The following is a 21,297-nucleotide window of genomic DNA, read 5'->3' on the forward strand; positions in this document are numbered from 1 at the left end:
CCGTCGAGAGATTATTGATAATTATCTTTACTTGACCAAAAAGAAAAATTTCCCCTTTTCTTTTTATCTTTTAAAGATTTCTGAGAATTTATCAACAATGATTTTGATTAATAAGCAAACTATCTCTTTAATTTTTGACAAAATTAAATTTTTAGGTGATAATATTATAAAGGAAAGGGGAGGAGTGGTGGTTACCTTTCATTATGGTTTATACGAAATTTTGCCCTTAGTTTTTATGAAAAAAGGCTATAAAACAGCGATTGTTTATTCTCCTCAAAAGAATAAAATTTTAAATAATCTTCTTTTGAAAATAAGAAAAGGAAAAACTTTAAAAATTTGTAAAACCTTACAAGAGATAAAGGAAGCGCTTGCTAACAATTATTTGGTTGGCTTCGCTATCGATAATATTCATAAAGGAAGATTAATTTTTTTTAAAGGATTATTACCAAATTTGAAAATACTAATTACTCCTTTTATTATTTCTCGTATTTTTTCTTGTCCGCTATATTTTATGCTGATGAGAAAAAAAGGCGAAACTTATGAGGTGGTTATAAAAAAAGGTTTCCCTTTTTCTTTTGTAAAAGAAGAGATTAAAAAGAATATTTTTGATTGGGCCTTATGGGGAAAATAAAGATAATATTTCTTTGGGTAATTTTAATAGTTCTTTCTTGCGAAAAAAGAGAGGAAGAGATTAGTGAAAAGAAAAGGCTTCCTTCCCAAATTACTATTAATTTTGAACTTTTAGAGAGCGCTACAGGTAAGCAGCTTTTTAAATTATTTGCTCAAAAGGCACTGCTTTTTGAAGAAGAAAAAAGGATTTATATTTATAAACCAATTGTCTATTTTTTTGACGAAGAAAAGAGAGTTTCAGCAATTTTGGAATGTGATTCGGGAATAGTTGATCAAAAAAATTACAATCTCTTTGGATTCGGTTCAATAGTAGTAAGAACTAATGATTCCACATATCTTTTTTGTGATTCTTTAAGATGGGATAACCAAAGGCAAATGATTTTTACTAATTCCTTTGTCCGTTTCCGAAATGAAAGTGGTGAAATTGAAGGAATTGGCTTAGAAAGTGATGCTGCTTTATCAAAAGTAAAAATTTTAAAAGAGGTTACCGGAAAAGCCAAATGATAGTATTAATTTTTTTTCTTCTTAATTTTCAGTTGAAAGCACCCACCACAGAATTTGTTGAACGGGGTGGAAAAAGAATTACTCTTTTCCCTTTGGGAATTGAAATTTATGAGGAAGAAATAAAGATTTTTGCGAATTATGCCGAATTTGATCCGGCAACAAGAATTCTTTTCTTAAGGGATTCGGTTAAAATCTTGAGAGATAAAGATACCCTTTATACCAACTTAGCAATTTATGATTTAAAGACCAGAAAATGGGAGATGCCTCAAAATTTTTTTTTAGTTAGTAGTTCAAAAAATAGAAAAAAATTAATAATTTTGGGTGAAAATTCTCAGTATGATTTAGAAAAAGAAATTTTGCTTTTAGAAGAGGGAGAGATAAAATTAAAAGAAAAAGTAAGGTTATTAGGGAAAAAGATTGAAATTGACAATAAAAATAATTTTCTTTATTCTTATTTAGCAACAAAAATTATGAATTATGGTGAGCAAGAAAAGATAATAAATTCCTTAAATTGTGATACCCTTTTTTACGATTTTAAAAAGGATACCGGATGGGCAAAAGGTAACGTGAATTATGTTGATAGTTTTGGTGAAGTAAAAGGTGAACATGCTTCTTTTGTTTTGGAAGAAGAAGCGGTTAAAGAGGTAACTTTTATTGGTAAAGTTTTTCTTTCTTTTTGTAAAGAAAATAATAAAATTGAATTAGAATGTAAGAAAATTAAATTTGATTTTACCAACAATGATTTAAAGGTTGCTTACGGTGAAGAGATCGTATTGGGCAAGACTTATTTTAAAAAGCAATGAGTTTAATAGTGGAGAATATTTCCAAGAGATATGGTAAAAGGTTGGTATTAAATAATGTGAGTTTGAAAGTAGAAAAAGGTGAGATTGTTGGTCTTTTAGGACCGAATGGTGCTGGTAAAACAACTACCTTTCATATAATTATGGGATTTGTGAAACCTGATAATGGCAAAATCAATTTTTGGGAAAAAGATATTACTCTTTTACCTTCCTATCGAAGAGCAAGATTAGGGATTAGCTATCTGACACAAGAGCCTTCAGTTTTTTTAAAATTGAGTGTCGAAGATAATCTCAAAGGAATAATGGAACTATTAGGTTACAAAAAAGCAGAGATTGAAGAAAGGGTTTCTTTTTTGCTAAACAAATTAGGGTTAGATTATTTAAGAAAGGAAAAAGCCAAAAATTTATCGGGTGGTGAAAGGAGAAAAGTGGAGATTGCGCGCGCCTTAACTATTCGTCCTCATTTTCTTTTGTTAGATGAGCCTTTTACCGGTATTGACCCCATTTATCGTAGTGAAATCCAAGAGATAATTTTAAATTTAAAAGAAGAAAAGATTGGTATTTTGATCACCGACCACAATGTTCGAGAAACTTTAGAGATTACTGATTATTCTTATCTTATTTATCAGGGAGAAATTCTCTTTTCGGGCACAAAAGAGGAACTGGTTAGCAATGAAAAGGTTAGAAAAGTTTACTTAGGAGAAAAATTTCGAGTATGAAACAAGAATTTAGGTTAGAGCAAAAATTAATATTGACACCACAATTGCTTTTAAATTTGAAACTTTTGGCATTGCCTATCTTAGATTTAGAAATGGTAATTGAGCAGGAACTCGCTACCAATCCTTGTTTAGAAGCAGAAGAAGAGGAAAAAGAGATTGAAGAAATATCGGAAGAAGAGAAAAGAGATAATGAGGATGAATTTTCGCTTGATGATTTATTACCGGAAGAAAATTACTCCCTTTCCACTTCCCCCACAGGGGCAGAAGTTGACCTTTTGGATGTGGCTAATCCTGCGCCAATAACATCGATAGATGAACTTTTTACTAGGTTACGGCAAAAAATTGACAAAGAAGATTATTTTATTGCTGAATTCCTTTGTAACAGTTTAGATGAAAATGGATTTTTAGAATTTCCTATCGAAGAAATTGCTCATACTTTAGGAGTTGGAGAAGAAAGAATAAAAAAAATTATTGAAATAATGAAAAAAATTGAACCCGGAGGGATTGGTTCCCGTACTTTGAAAGAGGCTCTCATTGCCCAATTAGAGTTGAAAGGTTTCAGCAAAGATTCGATCGAGGTAAGAATGTTAGAGGAATGTGAAGAACTAATAAAAACTAAAAATTATAAAAGAATAGCTGCTAAACTAAAGACCAACGAAGGGAGAATCAGAGAAGCCTTTGATAATCTTGCCAATTTAGAACCAAGGCCATTAAGAAAATATGGTTTTCCAAAAACGGATTACATCATCCCTGATTTTAAGATAAAAATTGAAGAAGATAAAATTAGTTTTGAATTTAATGAAGAAAATTTACCTAAATTAAAGATTGCCAATTATTACCGAGAAATTTTACTAAATCCCACTAATTATGGGAAAGAGCAAGTGGAATTTGTAAGAAGAAAGTTTAAAAATGCTATTATGTTTATTAAAGCATTAGAAATGAGAAAACAAACTTTAAAGAAAATAATGGAATATATTATTGAAAATCAACGAGAATTCTTTTTGGTAAATCGCGAGATGATAAAACCTCTTTCTATTAAAGAATGTGGCGAAAAATTGGGGATCCATCCTTCTAATATTTCTCGGGCAATTGCCGGAAAATATATGGAGACGCCTTTTGGTATTTTTGCTCTTCGTTCTTTTTTCTCTTCCGGTATTGGTGCAGTTTCTAAATCGACAATCAAAGCAAAAATTAAAAGTTTAATTGAAAAGGAAGATAAAAATAATCCACTCACCGATGAAGAGATTGTTGAGAAACTAAAAGAAATGGGAATAAATATTAAAAGAAGAACGGTTGCTAAATATCGTCAGGAATTAAACATTCCTAAGACCAGTGAAAGGAAGAATAAATAATGGTTATTGGTACCGCTGGTCATATTGATCACGGTAAATCGGCTTTAGTAAAGGCACTTACCGGTTACGACCCCGACCGTTTAAAAGAAGAAAAAGAAAGGGGTATGACCACTGATTTAGGGTTTGCCTTTTACGGCGATAAAGCAACCGTTATTGACGTTCCAGGGCACGAGAAATTTATTCGCCATATGGTCGCCGGGGCTTATACTATTGACTTATTACTTTTAGTGATTGCCGCTAATGAAGGGATAAAACCGCAAACAGTGGAACATCTTAATATTGCTAAACTTTTAGGAATCGAAGAAGGAATTATCGTTTTGACCAAAAAAGATTTAGTTGATGAAGAAACAATAAAAGATTTAGAAAAAGAGGTTAGAGAATTTCTTTGGGAAGAGGATTATTTAAAAACAGCCCCAATTATTCCTTTTTCTGCTATTACCCATGAGGGTTTAGAAGATTTAAAGAAAGCGATTGATGAAAAAATTGAAAAAATTGTACCCAGAAAAAGGGATAGAGGAGTTTTTTTTATGCCCATTGATCGAATATTCACTATTAAAGGTTTTGGAACAATTGTCGCTGGTACCATTCTTTCCGGAGAGGTGAAAGTTGGTGATAATTTAGAAATCCTTCCTCAGAAAATAACTGTAAAAATTCGCAGTATTGAAAGGCATAAAAAACAAGTAACTAGTGCGAAACTAGGTGAACGGGCCGCTTTAAATCTTTTGGGAATTGAAAAAGAAAAAATAGAAAGAGGAAATGTATTAGCCACTCCTAATATATTTGAACCAACTTTAAAATTAATTGGTTATCTTAAGATTTTAAAGAATTCACCAATATCTTTAAAGAGGAGAAGTGTGGTAAAATTTCATATTGGTACTAAAGAAACTTTAGCAAAAATTTTTCTTTTAGAAAGGGAGGAATTAAACCCAGCCGAAGAAGGATTAGCGATTTTCTATTTAACAGAACCGGTGGTTTGCAATTTTTATGATTCTTTTATTATTAGAAATTTTAGCTTAAATATTACTCTGGGTGGTGGAAAAGTTTTACTTCCGGAGATACCTCAAGAAAAGATTGATAAGACTACTATTGAAGTTTTGAAAAAACTTTCTTCAGAAAACGACAAAGATAAGATTTTAGGTTTTTTAGAATTTAAAAAATTGGAGGGTGCTAAATTAGAAAATTTAAAAATATTTACTGGTTTAGAAAAAGAGAAAATATTATCTATTTTAGAAGATTTAATTAAAGAAAATAAGATAATTAAAATTCAAGAAAATTATTATGTAAGCGTAGAATATGATAATTTAAAAAATAAAATATTAAAAATTTTACAAGACTATCATCAAAAATTTTCTTACCGAAGAGGAATGAAAGAAGAAGAATTGAAGAATCGCTTCAATTATTTAAATAAAGATTTGATAGGAAAAATTATAAAAGATTTGATTTTGGAAGGAAAAATAAAGAAGGAGGGAGATTTTTTAAGTCTTTTTGATTATCAAATAAAAATGAGTGAAAAAGAAAAAAATTATCTAAAGAGGATTGAAGAAGAATATCTCAAAAGAATTTTTTCACCACCTGATTTTACGGAAATAAAAGAGATACTGAAATTAGAAGAAAAAGAATTAAAGAAACTCTTCATCATCCTTTTAGAGAACGAGATTCTTTTAAAAATAGAGGATTTTTATTTCCATTACAAAAGTATTGAAAAGGCTTGGGAATTATTAAAAAATAACTTTTTAAAGAAACCAATCACAGTGAGTGAATTTCGGCAACTTTTGAATACCACTAGAAAATATGCTCTCCCTTTACTTCACTATTTTGATAATAAGGGAATTACTGAAAGAAAAGGTGAGGTGCGTTATTTAAGATTATGAAAAAAAGATATCATATTTTTGTAAGTGGCAGAGTACAAGGGGTTTTTTATCGGGATTTTACTAGAAGGCAAGCAAAGCGATTTAATATTACTGGTTGGGTAAAAAATCTTTGGGATGGAAGAGTGGAGGTAGTAGCCGAAGGAGAGGAAGAAAATCTTAAGAAATTTATTGAGGAGTTAGAAAAAGGACCGCCAGCAGCGCGAGTAGAAAATTTAGAAATCAAAGAAGAAGAAGCTACTTTAGAGTTTGATGATTTTGAAATAATTTACTAACTATAATATTTGACTTTTTAAAAAACCTGTCTATAATTGGGCTTATGAAAGAAAAAAAGAGTTTAGAATATATTTTTAGTGGATTAATATTAATTGTCATTGGTTTAACCCTTTCTTTAAGATACATTGGAATAATTTCTTGGAATGATTGGTGGGCTTATTTGCTTTTAGGATTAGGGATAGTATTTTTTATTGATGCTTTATTAAGGTCAATAATCCTTAAAAAGGGGATTGTTGGCAGAATCATTACTGGAACAATTTTGGTTATTATCGGCGTTGGTAAACTTGTTTCTTTGAGAATCTGGTTTTCTTACGTTGTTTTAATTATTGGGTTGATTTTGGTTATCTTAGGGACAGCCAATTTAGTTAAAAAAGAATAAAAATTTAAAATATAAATGAAAGGAGAAAAAGAAACCAAAATTGTTATTGGTATTGCTAAAACCAATGAAGTTTTAGATTATTGTAAAAGAGAAAAATGTATAGTTGATATATATGATTTAGCCTACCAAAAATACTCTGAGGTAAAAGAAGGGGATAGCGCAATTATTTATGATATGAGAAATGATAAATTACTTTATGGGTTTCAAGTAAAATCTCTGCCCCGAAAGACTGATAGGCCTTTTGAATATAAGAATAAATATGGGAATATTATTAAATTTGATTTAGAAATATCTTTAGAGCTAATAGAAAAAGAGATTAAAGAAATTTCTAATGCTCAAAAAATTCTAAAAGAAGCAGGTGTAACTTTTGATGAAAAAGGGAATCCAGAGTCTCGGATTTATAAAGGTGAAATAGCAGAAAAAATATCAGAGAAAATAAAGACTTCAAAAACCGTTTGTATTTTAAGTGTTGGCAATGAGGAAGAGAAAGATTGGATAGAAGAGGCATTAAACGTTTATGAAATAAGAAATAAAAAAATAAGAAAGATATTTATTATTTGGTCAGGTGAAAAAAATATGGAAATTCGTCATTTAATTAAAGAAAAAGTGGGAGAAAAAAATTTAAAAGAGTGGAACGTAAACGATCCTTTCTCCTTAGAGGAGTGTATTAAGATATCTCGAAAAGTTAAAGAAGAAGCAATAAAAGAATTACCCAACCAAGTGATTGTGAATTTTGGTAGTGGCTCCAAAATTCTTTCTCTTTCTTTGTTTTATGTTACCTTCGAAGAATTTTGGGAAAGAGAGGATGGTAGCAACATACCACTAGAGGTTTATTATACTTATAAGGATGGTGAAAAATATCGCAATAGAGAATGTTCTCAGTTTATGTGGGATGACACAATAGAATTTATTTTAGGAAGTTTAAGTAACTATCATTACGGACGCGCAAGGATGCTTGCTGAGGAACTTCCCGAAAAAGGAGATTGGGGATTTATTAAATACATTACTTATAGATTATGTGATTGGCACGAGTTTTTATATAAAAAAACTTGGCAAAAGAATATTGAAAGGTTTCATTGCGAAACAATTGAAGAGAAATATCCAAAACTGTGTAAAACTTGGAGAAATTTAAAAGAGATAGGCAATGAAATTACAAAAACTTTAGATATTCTTAATAAATTAGAGAAAGGTGAAGAAAAAGAATTTCCAAGTTTAGAACAAATGAAATTACTTATTGCCGATTTTTTAGAGAATATTTCTCGAAGAATGAAAAACGGCGAATATAATGAGGTAGTTCTTCTTTCTTATAGAGTGGGAGAAATGGCAATTCAAACAAAGTTGCTTTCTCACAGAATTAATCCTTGGAAAGAGAAAGAAGATAAGAGGAAATATCATTTTTGGGACGGTTTTGATAAAATTAATAAATTAGAAAATAATAAATACAAAGATATAGAAAACGAGATAAATAATTTAGCCAATTTAAGAAATGAATTGATTATTACCCATGGTTTTTTAACACGAGAAGAAAAACATGCACAAGATGCCATAAATTATGCGGAAAAGATTTGTAAGATTTTATTAGGAATAGATGATAGAGAAATGAAAGAATTAAGAAGCAAGGTAAGGCATGAAATAGATGAAAAATAGATGAATAATGATAAAAAAGATAACATTTCCTTTTTACATTATTTTAACTGATGAAGATATATATTTTCCTGAAGATAAGATATGGCTTTCTGAAGAACAAGGTTATTGGGAAAGAAATAGAATTTATATTTATGCCCGAAATTCTTCTTCAGTTATAAAATGGTCTATTTTTATTCACGAATTGATAGAAATGATATTAGAAAAAAAATTCAAAATTCCTCATAAATTTTCTCATCAAATTGCTAACATTTTTGAATCCATATTTACCCTGGGTAAAAACCGAGAATATTTTTAAAGGATAACTATCTTATTAATTTATAACGAATTTGATGGGTTTTTAATCATAAGTATAAGGTTTTTATAAAAACTGAAATATTTACCCAACGAAATGAGTTTGTTTATCATAGAATATTTAAAATGAGGAATTTACTTATTTTTAGATACTATACTATCTCCTCTACAGGTTCATTTTTATTTGAAAAAATATTCTTTTAGCATTTGGTTATTATACCTATGACATTATTCTATTTAGTATTTAGTATTTTGTATTTTGATTAGATTTATTAAATATTAAAAAATGGTCATAATTATTCTCTTTTTTATTAATCTTTTGCTTAATTTTACTTTCTCCTATCATATAAGACAAAAAACCCTAAAGTTTTTTTAATTTGACTTTTAGATATTTTTTATTAAAATTTTAAAGATGATAAATTTGATATTAAATTTTAGAAATTTTCGCTTGACATTAGGTCAAAATTTTGCTATATTATATATAAGATAAAATTGCTCTTTGAAAATTTGGAAGTGTGCCTTGAATGAAAAAAACCTCCATAATTTTTCGAATGGAGGGTTTGACTGTGGCCCAGGACTAACGCTGGCGGCGTGTCTTAGACATGCAAGTCGTGCGGTCTGGATAGTAGTACCCCTACTATCCAGATAGCGGCGAACGGGTGAGTAATACAAGAGTAACCTGCCCCTGGGAGGGGGATAACAGGCCGAAAGGTCTGCTAATACCCCATATAATCCCTGAGGCGCATGCCTTGGGGATGAAAGGTGGCCTCTGGTTTCCATGCTACCGCCCAGGGAGGGGCTCTTGGCCTATCAGGTAGTTGGTGGGGTAATGGCCCACCAAGCCTATGACGGGTAGCCGGCGTGAGAGCGTGACCGGCCACACGGGGACTGAGACACGGCCCCGACTCCTACGGGAGGCAGCAGTCTAGAAAATTGGGCAATGGGCGAAAGCCTGACCCAGCGACGCCGCGTGGGGGATGAAGGCCTTCGGGTCGTAAACCCCTGTCGTGAGGGACGATGTCCTCTTTGGTGAATAACCAAAGAGGATGACGGTACCTCAGGAGGAAGCCCCGGCTAACTACGTGCCAGCAGCCGCGGTAAAACGTAGGGGGCAAGCGTTGTCCGGAATCACTGGGTGTAAAGGGTGTGTAGGCGGGTCCAAAAGTTGGCCGTGAAAGTCTTCGGCTCAACCGAAGAATTGCGGCCAATACTTTGGACCTAGGGGACGGGAGAGGCCAGCGGAACTCCCGGTGTAGCGGTAAAATGCGTGGATATCGGGAGGAACGCCGATGGCGAAGGCAGCTGGCTGGAACGTTCCCGACGCTGAAACACGAAAGCTGGGGGAGCAAACAGGATTAGATACCCTGGTAGTCCCAGCCCTAAACGATGTGGACTAGGCGTTGGGGGCAACCCCAGTGCCGAAGCTAACGCGTTAAGTCCACCACCTGGGGACTACGGCCGCAAGGTTAAAACTCAAACAGATTGGCGGGGGCCCGCACAAGCGGTGGAGGATGTGGTTTAATTCGATGCTACGCGAAAAACCTTACCTGGGCTTGACATGCGGGTAGTAGGAGCCCGAAAGGGCGACGAGCGGGATTTTTCCCGCAGCCCGCACAGGTGCTGCATGGCTGTCGTCAGCTCGTGCCGTGAGGTGTATGGTTAAGTCCCGCAACGAGCGCAACCCCTGCCCCTAGTTGCCACCCTATCCGATAAGGATAGGAGCACTCTAGGGGGACTGCCCGGGTTAACCGGGAGGAAGGTGGGGATGACGTCAAGTCAGCATGGCCTTTATGCCCAGGGCTACACACGTCCTACAGTGCCCGCTACAGCGGGAAGCGAACCCGCGAGGGGGAGCAAATCCCTGAAAAGCGGGCATGGTTCGGATCGCAGGCTGCAACCCGCCTGCGTGAAGATGGAATCGCTAGTAATCGCGGATCAGCATGCCGCGGTGAATACGTTCCCGGGCCTTGCACACACCGCCCGTCACGCCATGGGAGTCCGCAATGCCCGAAGTCCCTAAGCTAATATTAGGGACAAAGGCAGGGCGGATGACTGGGGCGAAGTCGTAACAAGGTAGCCGTACGGGAACGTGCGGCTGGATCACCTCCTTTTACGAGTTAATCTTCATTCAAGGCACACTTCCAAATTTTTTTTAATAAATAACTTCTTTTTTTATCTCAAAATTAAATCCCACCTTAATAATTTCTCAAAAAATTATTTTTATAAATTGACTTCTTCGGAAATATCTTTTAAAATTATCAATTATGGAAAAAATTTTTGAAAGAGAAGTTTCTTATAAGATGAGAGGGTTAAGGCTGGATAAGTATTTAATTTTATCGGGAATAGGTCTTTCGCGTAATCAGGTAAGTAAATTAATAAAAGAGGGTAAGGTTTTAGTTAATGAGATGAGAGTTAAGCCGAGTTATCAGGTTCAACCCAATGATAAAATCAAAGTATTTTATGAGGTTAAAGAAGAGTTGAAAATTGAACCAGAAGATATTCCTTTAACCATTGTATATGAAGATGATGAGATTATTGTGATTGATAAACCGCCAGGAATTATTGTCCATCCAGCAAGAGGTCATAATTCTGGAACATTGGTGAATGCTCTATTATATCATTGCCGGAAATTACCGGAGAGTAAAAGTTCAAAAATTCGGCCGGGAGTAATCCATCGGTTAGATAAAGATACTACCGGGCTTTTGGTTTTTGCCAAAACGGATGAGGCTCTTTCTTTTTTGGGTAAGGAATTAGAGAAGAGAAATTTTAACAGAGAATATTATGCTTTGGTATGGGGAAAAATGCCTTTTAAAAAGGGAGTAATTGAAGCACCAATTGGTCGAGACACAATTGATCGAAAGAAGATGGCTGTTACTCCCATTAATTCTAAAAAGGCAATCACTAATTTTTCGGTAGTTAAGGAATATCGCTTAGTTTCCTTATTAAAACTGAAACTTTTAACCGGTCGAACGCACCAGATCCGTGTTCATTTAGACCATTATGGTCATCCGGTAGTTGGTGACCCTGATTATGGAACAAATTACTATCAAAGATATATTGAAGATGAGAAAGATTATCAATTGGCAAAGGAGATTATAAGAAGAGCAAAAAGGCAGATGTTGCACGCTTATTTATTAGGCTTTACCCATCCAAAAACAAGAAGATATATTGAATTTATTTCTGATTTACCACAGGATTTTAAAGAATTACTTTTGTTTTTAGAAGATTATGAAAGTTAAAGATTTAATAATTGTTGAATCACCGACAAAGGCAGAAACAATCAAAAGAATTTTGAAAGATAAATACCAAGTTATCGCTTCGAAAGGTCATATTAAAGACCTGCCTAAAAGCAAATTGGGAATTGATTTAACCAATTCTTTTGAGCCAAATTTTATTTTGATAAAAGGGAAAGGTAAAATAGCAGAAGAACTTAAAAAATCAGCCAAAAAAGCCGAGAGGATTTATTTAGGTTGCGATCCCGATCGGGAAGGAGAAGCAATCGCCTATCATATTTTTTCGATAATTAACCAAGACCACAAAGAGATTAAAAGAATTCTTATTTATGAGATTACCAAAAAGGGAATTGAGGAAGCCCTGGCGAATCCGCAAGAAATTGATATGAATAAAGTATCCTCTCATAAGGCACGAAGAGTTTTGGATCGGTTGGTTGGTTATTTGGTAAGCCCTTTACTTTGGAAAATTTTTGGTCAAAAAAATCTTTCGGCTGGTCGGGTTCAGACAGTCGCTTTAAGGATTCTTTGTGAAAGAGAAAAGGAGATAGAAGAGTTTGTTCCGCAAGAGTATTGGCTAATCTATGGTAACTTTGAAAATAAAGATAAAAAATTAATAAAAGGTTTATTAAAAAAGATAGATGACAAGGAAATTGAAATAAAAAATGAAAAAGAAGCCGAAGAGATAATTAAGGAAATAGAAAAGATTGGTCAATTTATTGTTAAGAAAAGAATAGAAAAAATAAGAGATTATGAACCGCCACCGCCATTTATTACCGCCACTTTACAACAAGAGGCGGCAAGGATATTAGGTTTTTCTTCTAAAAAGACAATGGTGATTGCCCAAAGATTATTTGAAGGTGTCCAATTGGAAGATGAGATGGTTGGTCTTATTACCTATCCCCGAACCGATTCCTTTCGAATTAACGATGATTTTTTAAATAAAATTAGAAATTATATAAAAGAAAATTATGGTAAGGAATATTTAAATAAAGAAGTAAGAAAGTTTAAAGAAAAGAAATTTACCCAAGGTGCCCACGAAGCAATTAGACCCACTGATTTAAATAAAAATCCCGAAGCAATAAAAAAATATTTGACCGAAGATGAATATGAGTTATATAAATTAATTTATCTTCGTACTTTGGCAACCCAAATGGTTCCAGCGGTTTATCGGGATATAAAAATTGAAATCCAAGGAGAAAGGGATAAAATTTATTCTTTTGTAAGTGAGGGGTTTTTAAGAATTTTTGATGGTTATGAGAAGATATATTACGAAGAGAGAAAAGAAAAGCCAATTATTGAAATAAAAGAAGGTGAAGTTTTAGATTTGAAAGAACTTATTAAGGAACAGCATTTTACCCAACCACCACCTCGTTATACCGAAGCCACTCTTATAAAGAAATTAGAAAAACACGGAATTGGTCGACCATCTACTTATGCGGTAATTGTCAGCACCCTTTTTGAAAGAAAATATGTAAAAAAAGAGAATAAGACTTTATACCCAACAGAATTAGGTAAATTGGTAAATGAGATTTTAATTCCCCGTTTTCCTGATATATTTAATATTAATTTTACTAAACTAATGGAAGAAGATTTAGACAGAATTGAGGAAGGAAAAGAAGATTGGGTAAGAGTTGTTAAAAAATTTTATGAACCCTTTACCAGTGATTTAACAAATTTTGAAAGGGATATTGAGAATTTAAAAAAAGAGATTTTAAAAGAGATTGATGAAACCTGTCCGCAATGTGGTAAAAAATTACAGATTCGCTATGGAAGGTTTGGAAAATTTATTGCTTGTCTTGACTATCCTAAATGTTCCTATGTAAAAAAGGAGTTAAATTATTTGGATGAAAATTGTCCCCTTTGTGGCAAAAAATTGGTTTATCGTAAATCCCGTTTTGGAGTTTTTATTGCCTGCTCGGGATTTCCTGAATGTAATTATATTAAAAAAGAGAATGGCATTAATAATAATTCTTAATCTCTTTTTCTTACCAATTGAAAAAATTGTCTTTTATGGCAATAAGAGTTTTAAAAGCAAAAGATTATTAGAAATCCTTCCTTACAAAATAAAAACTGAATATGAGAAAGAAATTGTTAGCGAAGGAGAAGAAAGATTAAAAAGGTTTTATCATTCAAAGGGATTTATTTTTGTCCAAATTGAAACCAAGATTGATAGCACCAAAAAGGGAATAATTATTAAATATCTTATCCACGAGGAAGAACGACCAAAGATTAGCGAAATAAATTTTTCAGGCATTGAAAAAAAAGAAGTAATAAATTTATTTCCCTTTCCTAAATATTATGAGCCAGAAAAGATTGAAGAGATAAAAATTAAATTGTTAAAATATTTTAAAGAAAAAGGGTACTATTATGTCACCATTGAGTATGATACTTTATTAAGGGATAAAGAGTTAATTCTTAATTTTAATATAAATAAAAAAGAGGTTTGTTATTTTAAGAATATTCAACTTAAAGGAATAAATAATATCCGTCCAAAGACTATTTTTCGTCTGTTAGAAGTAAAAAGGGGAGATAAATTCTCGGAAAGAAAAATTGAAAAATCTTTAACCAATCTTTATCAGAGCAATCTTTTCAGTAAAATCTATTATCTTTTAATTCCCGATAGTATCTATCAGGAAAGTTTAAATTTGGTATTTTATTTCTCCACTCAAAAAACAAGAACTCTTGGTTTAGGTTTTGGTTATGGTTTTCCACCTTCTCGGCTACTCTTTTCATTGGAGAGTGGCTATTTCAATTTTCTTAATCGGGGTCAGGAGTTAAAACTTATTCAAGAATTTAGTCCAACAATAAATTTTAAAGAAAGTGAATTGAATCTTCGTTTATCCTATTTAGTTCCCTTTTTGGGTATGAGAAAGATAAATTTCTTTTTTTATCCCTTTTTAATTTATGAAAAAAAGGAAAAAGAGAAGAAGTTAGCAATTGGTGAAGAGATTGGCTTTTATTATGATTTAAGTAAAAATTGGCAGATAAGTATTTATAACCGGATGAAAAAAAGTTATTTCTTAGAAGAAGGTAAGATAACCAACTCCTTTATTATAAAGAATATCTTTGATACCCGCGACGATTATTTTTCTCCCGAAAAAGGTATCTATTTTTCGCCAGTAACAGAAATTGCTGGTGGTTTCTTAAAAGGTGACAATGATTTTTATCGGCTTTATGGGGAATTCCGTAGTTTTTTAAAATTCCTTTCTTTTGTTATCTTTGCCCAGAGAAGTTTTTTAGGAAAGATAATTCCTTATGGAAGGACTTACGAAGTTCCTCTTTATGAAAAATTTCTTTTAGGTGGTCGTTATTCCTTGCGTGGTTATTTGGATAAGGAGTTTTCTTTAGATGAGGTTTTTTATCAAAATTTAGAACTACGTTTCAAATTAACAAAAATCTTTGGTTTTCTCTTATTTTTTGATTGGGGAATAGTTGATAAGAATATGAAGAAAAGTTGTGGTTTGGGAATAAGGATTACGACACCGATCGGTCCTTTACGAATAGATTACGGAAATAAAACCGAAGAAATTTTTAAAAGTTTTGGTAAAATCTATTTAGGTTTAGGTAATGTTTTTTAAAAAGGGTTATTTTATTTCCATTTTAATAATTATCTTTCTTTTAATTATTTATTTTGCTCTTTTCTTTACAACTAAAAATTACTTATTACCAAAATTGCTAAAAGGAATTGGAATAAAAGAGGTTAAAAAACTGGAATTATCACCCCTTTTTAACCAAATTATTATCTCCGAAGGAAAAGGCGATTTCTTAAATTTTCAAAAAGCCGAAATAAAATTTTATCCCCTTGTGATTTTTCAAAGAAAAATTGTTATTGAAAAATTTGTTTTAGAAAAATTAGCAATTAAGATTCCAGAAAAGAAAGAAGAAATAAAAGAAGGGAAGGAGACCAAAAAAGAGATTACCTTTATTTTACCCTTATTTTTAAAAGAGATTGAAATAAGAGAGATAATTTTCCAAGATTTTAATTTTAAAAGAGAGAAGTTGGAGTTAAGAAATTTGAAAATTAGCCTTTTTGGGATTTTAAAGGATGGGAAAATAACCGGTAGAATAAATGAAATCTCCGGTGAAGTTTCTTATGATAAATATAATTATCCTTTTTCTCTTTTAAAAACCGATTTAGAATTAAATAATGAAAAATTTTCACTTACCAATTTAAATTTAATAGCAAAAAATTCTTTTCTTTATGGAGAGGTTAGTTATAATTGGAAAGATAGCAAATGGCAGATAAAGATTGACAGTTCCTTTTTAAATCTCCGAGATTTTCTTGATTACCAAGGAGAAGGAAAAATTAAAGGTATTTTGTTAATCAAAGATAACAAGTATAATGGTGAGATAGATATTTTCTTTAAAAAGGTAAAAATTGTTAAAGAGATCGAGGATATTGAGGGAAAATTTAGTTTTTTAGACCAAATAGTTTCTTACGAGTTAAAAGGAAAAATATTTGGCTCTTCTTTTAACACCAAAGGAAAATTTAATATTGAAGACTTCTCTTATAATTTAATTACCGAAATTTTTAATTTAAAAAATCTTTTCCCCTTTGAACTTAAAAAAGGAAAAATAGAAATTAGTGGTAAGAAATTTATTTTAGTTAACTTCAAATTGGATTTAACTTTTTTTGATGAGAAGATTGATTTCTTAAAAGGTGAAGGAATTTATCAAGATAGAAAGGTTTTTATCAAAAATCTGGTTGGCAAAGGAAAAGAGGTTTCTTTTTCTTTGAAAGGAGAGTTAAGCAAAGAAAAAATATTAATTACCGCCGAGATAACCAAATTACCTTTAACAATTGTTAATACTTTCTTTTCCAAAGAACTTAAGGGAATTATAAAAGGAAAGGGAGATTTTGTTTATGAGAAAAAAACCCTTTCAATAAAGGGTAAATGGCAGATAGAGGATTTTTCTTTTAAAGAGGTAAATCTATCCTTTAAAGATTTTAAATTTTTGGGCAATTTTTCTTTAAAAGAGAGGATAGATTTAGAAGGAGAAATAAATTTAAAAGAACTAAAAACTCCTTATTTATCTCTTGATACCTTAAAAATCAATTCCTTTCTTAAAGATTTTCAATTAATAGCCTTTCTTAATAGTTCCTTTTTAAAGATTGATGGTAATTTTCTTAGCAATCTCAAAGATAGTCTATTATTTTCTTTAACAGAGGTTGAATTTGTTTTTAATGGCAATCGTTTTCAGAATAAAACTCCGGTAATTATTGAAATAAAAGAGAATAGTTTTAAATTGGAAAATTTCAATCTAAAATATGGTGAAGGCGAATTGGTTTTTAATTTAGAAAAAGAAAGGGATATTTTAAGATTAACAAGTGAAATAAAAACCTTTCCGTTAGAGAATTTCTTTTTAATCAGCAAAAAGAGAAAGGAACTTTTTGGCAAAGTAAATAGCCAAATTCTTTTAACTTACGATTTGAAAAAGAAGCATTTAAGCAATTTTCTTTTAAATACGAAAATTTTTGATTGTCAATTTCAGAAATTATCCTTTGATTCCCTTATTGGCAATTTCTCTTTGGCAGGCGAAACAATTATTTTAAAAAACCTTTCCTTTTTTAAAGAAGGTAAGGAATCGAAGATATATGGTTTCTTAATCTACGATTTTGTAAAAAGGGAATTGGTTAGTGAAGATATAACAATTGAATTAGAAAATTTTCCCAGCGAGATTATCTTTTTCATTCCCGATATCTTAATTGCCCAAGAAGGTAAGATTAATGGTAAAATAAGTTTGGGAGGGAATTTAAGAAACCCAAAAATGAGCGGAAAGGCGAGTTTAACTGGTGGCGAGATAATCTTGAAAATTCCCGAAGTTAAGATAAAAGATGTTTCGGCAACAATTATCTTTTCCGAAAGGGATATTATTTTTCACCAAATCTTAGGAAAAGTAAAAGAAGGCGAAGTTTTTGCTAATGGCTTTATTAGATTTGGTGAATTTTTTCAAATTGATACCTTATATAAAGATATTAAATTTACTAATCTGCCAGTAACTTATGAGAAAGATTTCATCGGTGTTATCAGCGGTGATGCTTTTCTTTCTTTAAACAAAGATAATTATTTAAAAATTGTTGGCGATGCTGAAATTAAAGAGGCTTTAGTTACCATTCCTTTTGGAGCAAAAAGGGAAGGCGAAATAAAAGAACCCGATACTTTATTAGAATTGGACTTAACTTTTAAAGGAGAGAGAAATATCTGGTTAAGGAATAAAAATGCCGATGTTGAGTTAGGGGTCGATTTTAATCTCAAATTAAAAAAGGGCAAATTTATATATAGTGGCAAGATAAATACGAGGCAGGGATATCTTTATTATTTAGGAAGGAGTTTGGAATTAAAGGAAGGAGAGATTGTTTTTGAAAACATTACCAATTTTGACCCAAGGGTTTATTTGGTTGGTTCTTTAACCACTAAGCCGATAACCTATCAAAATAGAAAAGAAAGATTTAAAATCTTTTTGGAGGTTAGTGGTTATCTCTCGGCTCCTAATTTTAATCTATCTTCTGAACCACCCTATTTAAGTCAAGAAGAGATTATTAGTTATTTAGGCTTATCTTTCACACCCGAAGAACTTAAAAATTGGGAAGAGAAAGACATCTTTTTAGATATCTTACAGGATAGAATATTATCCTATTTTGAAAAAGAGACTTCTGAAAGGTTAAGAAAGTATATTGGTCTTGACTATTTCCGATTAGAGAGTAGTTTTCGGGGAGAGCCCTATTTAAGACTTTCGGTTGGCAAATATCTTGGTGAGAAATTATATTTCAGTTATACCCATAGTTTCATTGAGGAGAAACAGGATGTCTTTCGGGCAGAATATTATCTAAATAAAAATAATCAGATAATTGGTGAAAGAAATGAGTTTGGTAAAACAGTAATAAAATACCTTTTTTATTTCCGATTTTAAATGGTTGGCAAAATAGCAATTTATGGTCTCTCCTTAAAGCCCTTAGATTATCTTTTGCCTGAAAGGTTTCTAAAAGAAGTTAGTTTAGGCTCTTTGGTAAAAGTTCCTTTAAAAGAAAAAGAATATTATGGTATCCTTCTTGATTTTAAAGAAGAAAGCAAAGAGAAAGAATTGAAAGAGATTAAAGAAGTGATTATAAAAGATTTTCTACCAAAAAAGTTATTACGATTAATAAAAACAACTACTCGTTATTATTTTTTAGAGATTAGTGATTTATTAAATTATATTTTACCTAAAAATTTAATTAAAAATCTCGTTAAAGAAAAAGAGGAATTTCCTTTAGCCCAAGAAGAAAAGGAGATTAAAAAGATAACCCCTTATTTATTTTGGCAATATCCCGATTTTAAACTTTTCAAAAAGTTTTTTCCCATTATTGAAAAACTGATTAAAAATAATAAAAGCATCTTACTAATCTTTCCTACCTTTGAGATTTTAAACAATTATTATCAATTCTTTTTAGAGAATTTTCCCAACAAAGATATTAATCTTTATCAATACCATTATCAAATCAAAAAAAAAGAGGAGATAAATATTTGGAAAGAGATAAGAAAGGGCAAGAGTTGTCTTCTCTTTTCTATCAGGCAGGGAATATTTTTACCCTTTTTAAATTTGGGTGCCATCTTTCTTTTCTTTGAAGATATACCCATTTATAAAGAATGGGAAAGGAAAATCCATTTTGATGTAAGGAAGGTTGCCCAATTTCGTGCCTATTTAGAAGGTATTCCTTTATTTATCTTTACACCCAGTCCCAGTTTAGAACTTTTCTATCAAATTCTTAAAAGAAGGATAAAAGTAATAAAAAAAGATAAAAGTTTTTTAGAGAGGAAAAAGATAATAGTTATCAAAAAAAGAACCGATAAAATTTTGACCGACCAATTAAGAAAATTTCTTTTATATCAAAAAGATAACGAAAACTCCTTTTTATTAATACCGGAAAAGAGTTATAGTAAAATTGTTTATTGTGAAGATTGTGGCTATTTTCCCAAATGTCCAACTTGTGAGATTGCTCTTTCCTATTTTAAAAATCCGCCAAGGTTTGAATGCCCCTATTGTCGTTATCAAATAATCTTTGATACCTGTCCCAAATGTCAGAGTGAGAATTTCTATTATAAATATTTTGGCAAAGAGAAACTTTTAGAAGAGTTAGCAAAAGAAGGCTTTATTAACAAAGAGAATATTAAGATTGGTGGTTTCTTTGACACTCTCTCTTTAACTGCTAATTTAGATTTTTCGGCAATCTTAGATTACGAAAGACTTTTCTCTTATTTTGGCTATTTAAGTGAAGAAAGGGTTTTACAGATAATTATCTATCTTCTTAATAAAACAAAAGAAAATGGCTTTCTTCTTATTCACAAAAGGGATAAAAAAGAAGATGAGATTATAAAACTTCTAAAAAGAAAAAATTTAGAAGGTGCTTACTTATCAATCTTAAAGAAAAGAAAACATCTATCCTATCCACCTTTTTCTAAATTATTACTCATAAAAGTAATTGGTGAAAAAGAGAAACTAACAAAATCAGTATCCAAGATAAAAGAAAATATTGAAAAACTTTTAGAAGAAAAAATACTTGATAGTAAAGAGGTTAAGATTTTAGGTCCTTTAAAAATAATAAAAAGGAAAAGAAGAAAAAAGGTATATCAGTTTCTTTTAAAAATTCCCAAAAATATAAAAATTCACAACTATTTAAGTTTAGAAGATTTTAAAAATTTAAGGGTTAAGAATTTAGAGATAGAGATTGACTTTGAGCCGATAGATATTTAAATTATGAACCTGCTGGTGGTTCCATTTTTTGAGGGTCATCAGAATAATCGCCAATATCAATCGTAAAATAGCCTTCTACTTCCAAGTCTTTTTCCGAAAGCAAATCTTTTCCTTTAAATCTTATTTTAGCACCTAATACCCGAAATTCACTTAATTCACTTTCATACATTTCAATATAAGTAGCCGGCATTATTTTCACTATTGCCTTAACACTTTTTTTGCCCTCTGGGTCACTGGGTATTAAAATATTACATTTTCCTTTAATCTTCTCACCTTTAAACTTATCTTCCGAAGCCAAACCAGGAGTTAGATCTTCAAAAGTGATTTCGTAATCAGTTAAAAGGGCAGTATAAGTTCCGGGAGCAGTTGGTAAGCCCAATCCAAATTCGGTATAAACAAATTCAAAAGAAGAATATTGGTCCCATATTGCTTCTTCTTCTGTTGCTTCTTCGCCACTGCCAATCGTATATTCATCAATCACATCTATTTTTACTGGTTTATCTTCATTAATACTTTTTATCCTTAAAGCATTCTTATGTTGGATATCACAACCAATAAAAAGAAACAATAATAAAAAAAGTTTAAAATATCTCATTATTCCTCCTTTTAAAATCTTATCTTTCATAATAAAAATAATAACTAAAAAAATTCCTTATGTCAATAAGATAAAAACAAAATCCTATAATATCTCCTATACTGCCCCTTTTATAATAGAAAGTAAAACCCTCCTGTCTTATCAAAGTAGTGCTCAAGAGATATTTAAAAGGACTAATTATTTACCTTTTAAAAGAAGAAAATACAACTCCTTTAATACCTCCTTTTCCAGTTTATTTCTTACCATTTCTTTCTTAATGAGATTTTCAAC

16 protein-coding genes and 1 rRNA gene are annotated in these 21,297 nt (G+C 31.4%); 16 read left to right on the forward strand and 1 reads right to left on the reverse strand.

Annotated features, from left to right (window positions below; translation table 11 throughout):
- Positions 1-31: 31 nt before the first annotated feature.
- The 16 genes from ABIK75_03640 (at position 32) to ABIK75_03715 (ending at position 20,432) form a co-directional block, all read left to right on the forward strand.
- On the forward strand, positions 32-631 hold the full coding sequence (locus ABIK75_03640; GenBank protein ID MEO0090178.1) for a hypothetical protein: 600 nt from the start codon (positions 32-34) through the stop codon (positions 629-631).
- Positions 619-1,134, forward strand: coding sequence for an LPS export ABC transporter periplasmic protein LptC (gene lptC / locus ABIK75_03645; protein ID MEO0090179.1), 516 nt, complete (start codon positions 619-621; stop codon positions 1,132-1,134). Before ABIK75_03640 ends, lptC begins: the two co-directional genes overlap by 13 nt.
- Complete coding sequence (locus ABIK75_03650; GenBank protein ID MEO0090180.1) at positions 1,131-1,937, forward strand: hypothetical protein; 807 nt, start codon at positions 1,131-1,133, stop codon at positions 1,935-1,937. Before lptC ends, ABIK75_03650 begins: the two co-directional genes overlap by 4 nt.
- Complete coding sequence (gene lptB / locus ABIK75_03655) at positions 1,934-2,653, forward strand: LPS export ABC transporter ATP-binding protein (GenBank protein ID MEO0090181.1); 720 nt, start codon at positions 1,934-1,936, stop codon at positions 2,651-2,653. Before ABIK75_03650 ends, lptB begins: the two co-directional genes overlap by 4 nt.
- The gene (rpoN, locus tag ABIK75_03660) at positions 2,650-4,005 is read left to right on the forward strand and encodes an RNA polymerase factor sigma-54 (GenBank protein MEO0090182.1); all 1,356 of its coding nucleotides are present in this window, start codon (positions 2,650-2,652) and stop codon (positions 4,003-4,005) included. The genes lptB and rpoN overlap by 4 nt, the downstream gene beginning before the upstream one ends.
- Complete coding sequence (gene selB, locus ABIK75_03665; GenBank protein MEO0090183.1) at positions 4,005-5,876, forward strand: selenocysteine-specific translation elongation factor; 1,872 nt, start codon at positions 4,005-4,007, stop codon at positions 5,874-5,876. The genes rpoN and selB overlap by 1 nt, the downstream gene beginning before the upstream one ends.
- Entirely contained in the window at positions 5,873-6,148 is a 276-nt protein-coding gene (locus ABIK75_03670; protein ID MEO0090184.1) for an acylphosphatase, read from the forward strand. The genes selB and ABIK75_03670 overlap by 4 nt, the downstream gene beginning before the upstream one ends.
- Before the next feature lie 44 nt (positions 6,149-6,192).
- A complete protein-coding gene (locus tag ABIK75_03675) occupies positions 6,193-6,528 on the forward strand; it encodes a hypothetical protein (protein ID MEO0090185.1) in 336 nt (111 codons plus the stop codon).
- Positions 6,529-6,543: 15 nt separating this feature from the next.
- A complete protein-coding gene (locus ABIK75_03680; protein MEO0090186.1) occupies positions 6,544-8,175 on the forward strand; it encodes a hypothetical protein in 1,632 nt (543 codons plus the stop codon).
- A gap of 7 nt (positions 8,176-8,182) precedes the next feature.
- The gene (locus tag ABIK75_03685) at positions 8,183-8,470 is read left to right on the forward strand and encodes a hypothetical protein (protein ID MEO0090187.1); all 288 of its coding nucleotides are present in this window, start codon (positions 8,183-8,185) and stop codon (positions 8,468-8,470) included.
- Between the two features lie 544 nt (positions 8,471-9,014).
- Positions 9,015-10,577: ribosomal RNA gene (locus tag ABIK75_03690) — 16S ribosomal RNA — on the forward strand.
- Positions 10,578-10,730: 153 nt separating this feature from the next.
- The gene (locus ABIK75_03695; GenBank protein MEO0090188.1) at positions 10,731-11,705 is read left to right on the forward strand and encodes an RluA family pseudouridine synthase; all 975 of its coding nucleotides are present in this window, start codon (positions 10,731-10,733) and stop codon (positions 11,703-11,705) included.
- A complete protein-coding gene (gene topA, locus ABIK75_03700; GenBank protein ID MEO0090189.1) occupies positions 11,695-13,674 on the forward strand; it encodes a type I DNA topoisomerase in 1,980 nt (659 codons plus the stop codon). The genes ABIK75_03695 and topA overlap by 11 nt, the downstream gene beginning before the upstream one ends.
- Positions 13,652-15,277, forward strand: coding sequence for a BamA/TamA family outer membrane protein (locus tag ABIK75_03705; GenBank protein ID MEO0090190.1), 1,626 nt, complete (start codon positions 13,652-13,654; stop codon positions 15,275-15,277). The genes topA and ABIK75_03705 overlap by 23 nt, the downstream gene beginning before the upstream one ends.
- Positions 15,267-18,611: a translocation/assembly module TamB domain-containing protein gene (locus tag ABIK75_03710; protein ID MEO0090191.1), complete on the forward strand. Its 3,345-nt coding sequence runs from the start codon at positions 15,267-15,269 to the stop codon at positions 18,609-18,611. Before ABIK75_03705 ends, ABIK75_03710 begins: the two co-directional genes overlap by 11 nt.
- A complete protein-coding gene (locus tag ABIK75_03715; GenBank protein MEO0090192.1) occupies positions 18,612-20,432 on the forward strand; it encodes a hypothetical protein in 1,821 nt (606 codons plus the stop codon).
- Position 20,433: 1 nt separating this feature from the next.
- Here the strand turns inward: ABIK75_03715 and ABIK75_03720 are convergent, their stop codons facing one another.
- Entirely contained in the window at positions 20,434-21,027 is a 594-nt protein-coding gene (locus ABIK75_03720) for a hypothetical protein (GenBank protein MEO0090193.1), read from the reverse strand.
- Positions 21,028-21,297: the final 270 nt, after the last annotated feature.

The organism is candidate division WOR-3 bacterium (genome assembly GCA_039801725.1).
Lineage (GTDB): Bacteria > Hydrothermota > Tepidihabitantia > Tepidihabitantales > DTDR01 > DTDR01.